This is a genomic window from Novosphingobium sp., from assembly GCF_040079535.1.
Taxonomy (GTDB): Bacteria; Pseudomonadota; Alphaproteobacteria; order Sphingomonadales; family Sphingomonadaceae; genus Novosphingobium.
This window is the reverse complement of the sequence record NZ_JBEBKB010000080.1, coordinates 1-3,240: the sequence shown is the minus strand read 5'-3', so window position 1 is coordinate 3,240 and position 3,240 is coordinate 1. Positions and strand designations below refer to the sequence as shown.

General features: G+C 61.0%; 4 protein-coding genes and 1 tRNA gene. 2 read left to right on the top strand and 3 right to left on the bottom strand.

What is annotated here, in order from left to right; all coding sequences use genetic code 11:
• Both ABL914_RS13855 and ABL914_RS13850 read left to right on the top strand, forming a co-directional pair.
• The coding region (locus ABL914_RS13855) for an amidase family protein (RefSeq protein WP_391563776.1) at nt 1-868 on the top strand (868 nt) is incomplete at its 5' end.
• A 101-nt stretch (nt 869-969) separates the two neighbouring features.
• Nucleotides 970-1,158 carry a DUF2892 domain-containing protein gene (locus ABL914_RS13850; RefSeq protein ID WP_391563775.1) on the top strand — a complete coding sequence of 63 codons (189 nt, stop codon included), beginning with the start codon at nt 970-972 and terminating at the stop codon, nt 1,156-1,158.
• A 68-nt stretch (nt 1,159-1,226) separates the two neighbouring features.
• Here the strand turns inward: ABL914_RS13850 and tig are convergent, their stop codons facing one another.
• The 3 genes from tig to ABL914_RS13835 all read right to left on the bottom strand — a co-directional run.
• Nucleotides 1,227-2,708, bottom strand: coding sequence for a trigger factor (tig, locus tag ABL914_RS13845; RefSeq protein WP_391563774.1), 1,482 nt, complete (start codon nt 2,706-2,708; stop codon nt 1,227-1,229).
• Nucleotides 2,709-2,768: 60 nt separating this feature from the next.
• Nucleotides 2,769-2,853, bottom strand: a tRNA-Leu gene (locus ABL914_RS13840).
• Nucleotides 2,854-3,008: 155 nt separating this feature from the next.
• On the bottom strand, nt 3,009-3,240 hold a 232-nt coding region (locus ABL914_RS13835), incomplete at its 5' end, for a hypothetical protein (protein ID WP_391563773.1).

Below are 3,240 nucleotides of genomic sequence, written 5' to 3'. Positions count from 1 at the left end.
CGGCTTCATCGTGCCAATCAGCCACAGCCAGGATACCGCCGGGCCGATGTCGCGCAGCGTGGCCGATGCCGCGCTGCTGCTGGGGGTGATCGCTGGATCGGATCCCAAAGACCCCGCCACCGCCGAGGCTGACAAGCGCCGCACCGATTATACGCTGGGGATTGGCACATCCAGCCTGAAAGGCGTGCGGATCGGGGTGCTGACCCGGCAATCTGGCAACCATCCGGGGCTGGGCCGGGTGTTTGATCAGGCCCAGGCCGATCTGCTGGCGGCTGGCGCGGTGCTGGTGCCGATTGACTATGATCCGCCGGGCGAAATGTTCCGCGATGAAGGTGTCGTGCTTTATTTTGAACTGCGCGCAGATCTGAACGCCTACCTGGCCGCCTTGCCGGGCAAAGTAGCCGTGCGCAATCTGGCCGATGTGATCCTGTTCAACAAGAACAACGCCGCACAGGAACTGCGCTGGTTTGGGCAGGAAACCTTCATCAAGGCCGAAAAGCCGGTCCAAAGCGAAGTCTATGACAAGGCCAGGATCAATTCCTTGCGGCTGGCCGGGGCGCAAGGGATCGACAAGCTGCTGGCCGAAAATCGGGTGGCGGTGCTGATTGCCCCCACTGCCGGGCCAGCCTGGCCGATCGATCTAGTTACGGGCGATCACTTCATTGATGTGGGCGCCGGCAGCCTGGCAGCAATCGCTGGCTATCCGCATCTGACCGTGCCGATGGGGCAAGTGGAAGGGCTGCCGGTGGGGCTGTCGTTCATCGGCCCCAAATGGAGCGACAAGCTGATGCTGGATCTGGGTGCGGCCTATGAACGCGCCCGCACCGTGCAATTGCCGCCGCCCAGCTTCAAGCGCTGGGGTGAATAGATTAGGGTCAGGGCCGATTAGCTGCGTTTGATGATCTGGATCAGTGACGGCCCGTTAGCCAGCCCCCAGTGTGACCGGGCAAACAGACGGGAGTGTCAATCATGACGAACAATGTTGGGCAGCTTGACCGGGTAATCCGGATCGTGCTGGGACTGGTGCTGCTGGTGATGGCCGCCACGGGCATGTACACGCCCTGGACCTGGCTGGGACTGGTGGTGCTGCTGACCGGCCTGATCGGCTGGTGCCCGCCATATGCGCTGCTGGGGATCAACACCTGCAAGCGGCGCTGATCCGGATACACAAAGGCCTGACGCTCAGGCAGAGCGTCAGGCCTTTCGTGTGGCCTGATTGAACCGGCTTACTTCTTGGCGGCAGGCTTTTTGGCCGGGGCCTTCTTTTCAGCCTTTGGCTTGTCTTCCTTGGCCGGCTTGTCTTCAGCCTTGGCATCGGCTTTTTCCGCAGCCTTCTTGGCCGGAGCCTTTTTGGCCGGCTTGGCCGGTGCGGGAGCTGCGTCTTCAGCCTCAATCGCGGCCTGCAGCTCTTCGCGGGTCACTTCACGTGTCGTGACTTCGGCCTTGTCGAACAGGAAATCGACAACCTTGTCTTCATAAAGCGGCGCACGCAGCTGGGCTGCGGCCAGGGCATCCTGCTGAAGGTATTCAACGAAGCGCTGGCGATCTTCCGGGCGGTATTGCTGGGCAGCCTGCTGGACCAGCATGTTCATTTCCTGGCCGCTGACTTCAACACCGTTTGCCTGGCCGATTTCCGAGAGCAACAGACCCAGGCGCACGCGGCGCACCGCGATTGCGCGGTAATCTTCCTTCTCGTCGTCGATTTCCTTCAGCGCGGCGGCAACGTCTTCCTCGTTCTGGGCTTCTTGCTGAAGCTGGGTCCAGATCTGTTCAAATTCAGCCTCAACCATCGAAGGCGGCACATCGAAATCGTGCCCGGCAGCCAGATGATCCAGCAGCGCACGCTTCATCTGGGTGCGGGTCAGGCCGGCAGTTTCCTGTTCCAGCTGGCCGCGCAGCAAACCGGTCAGCTGAGCCAGATCGGTCAGGCCCAGGCCCTTGGCAAAATCATCATCAATCTTGGTTTCACCGGCGACCTTCACCGACTTGACGGTTATGTCAAAGGTGGCGTCCTTGCCGGCCAGGTTTTCGGCCTGATAATCGGCCGGGAAGGTTACAGTGATGGTTGTTTCATCGCCCTGCTTCGCGCCCACAAGCTGCTCTTCAAAGCCGGGGATGAAGCGGCCCGAGCCGATTTCAAGCGCGGCGTCTTCGGCCTTGCCGCCGTCAAATTCAACGCCGTTCAGTTTGCCGACGAAATCGATGATCAGCTGATCGCCAGTTTCGGCCTTCTTGCCCTTCTTGGCATCAACAAAGCTCTTGGCATTTTCAGCCAGCCGGGCAACCTGCTCGTCCACTTCGCTGTCCGCGACAGGCACCACCAGTTTTTCAAGCTGGATGCCATCGATCGAGGGCGCAGGGATGGTCGGCAACACTTCGATGCTGACGGTTACTTCGGCGTCGTTGCCTTCTTCATACCCTTCGCCCAGCGCGATCTGCGGCTGCATGGCAGGGCGCAGCTTGTTATCGGCAATCACCTTGTCGATCGCTTCGCGGACCGAAGTGTTGAGCGCTTCCTGGTGCAGCGCGGGGCCGTGCATTTTCTTGACCAGATTGGCCGGCACCTTGCCATCGCGGAAACCGGGCATTTTCATCTGCGGTGCGATCTTGGTCACTTCGCCATCGATCCGGGCAGCAATATCCTTGGCCGCAATCTTGACGCTGTAAGCGCGCTTCAAACCTTCGTTGGTGGTCTCGACAATCTGCATGACAATTCAGGCCTTCTCAGAAATTCTTTTGCGCAACGCCGATGACGGCGGTGCCGGGACTGGTGCGGGCGAAGGGACTCGAACCCCCACATCTTTCGATACTGGTACCTAAAACCAGCGCGTCTACCAATTCCGCCACGCCCGCAGCCCGGCGAAGTCCAGAATCGCACCTAAACGGCGAAAATCCGGAATCAAGGCGTGGCCCTTAGTGGCCCCTTGGCCAAAGGGCAAGCGGGGAGAGGGCAGCTTGCCGTTTACGCAGCGCGCAAACCGTGCGGCACCAACAAAGCGGCCTGCATGCTAACGTAGAAAATCTGGGCCCAGCAGGCGCACCAACCAGCCTTGCGGAGGGTTTGGCGGCCCAGCAAGGCCGGCCACCGCGCAATCAAGGCAATAGGCTTGCATGCCCTGAACCCGGCCTAGCCGGGCCAGCCCTTCGAGCCCCCGGGCAAGCCCCTGACGCTGCCCCCCCGCCATTGCTGCAACCAGATCCCCGGCCGAATTTTCGGGTTTTGCGCCCAGCATACCGGCC

Coding starts and splice junctions, on each gene's coding strand:
- tig (WP_391563774.1), bottom strand. CDS start 2,708: ATGCAGATTGTCGAGACCACCAACGAAGGTTTGAAGCGCGCTTACAGC.
- ABL914_RS13850 (WP_391563775.1), top strand. CDS start 970: ATGACGAACAATGTTGGGCAGCTTGACCGGGTAATCCGGATCGTGCTG.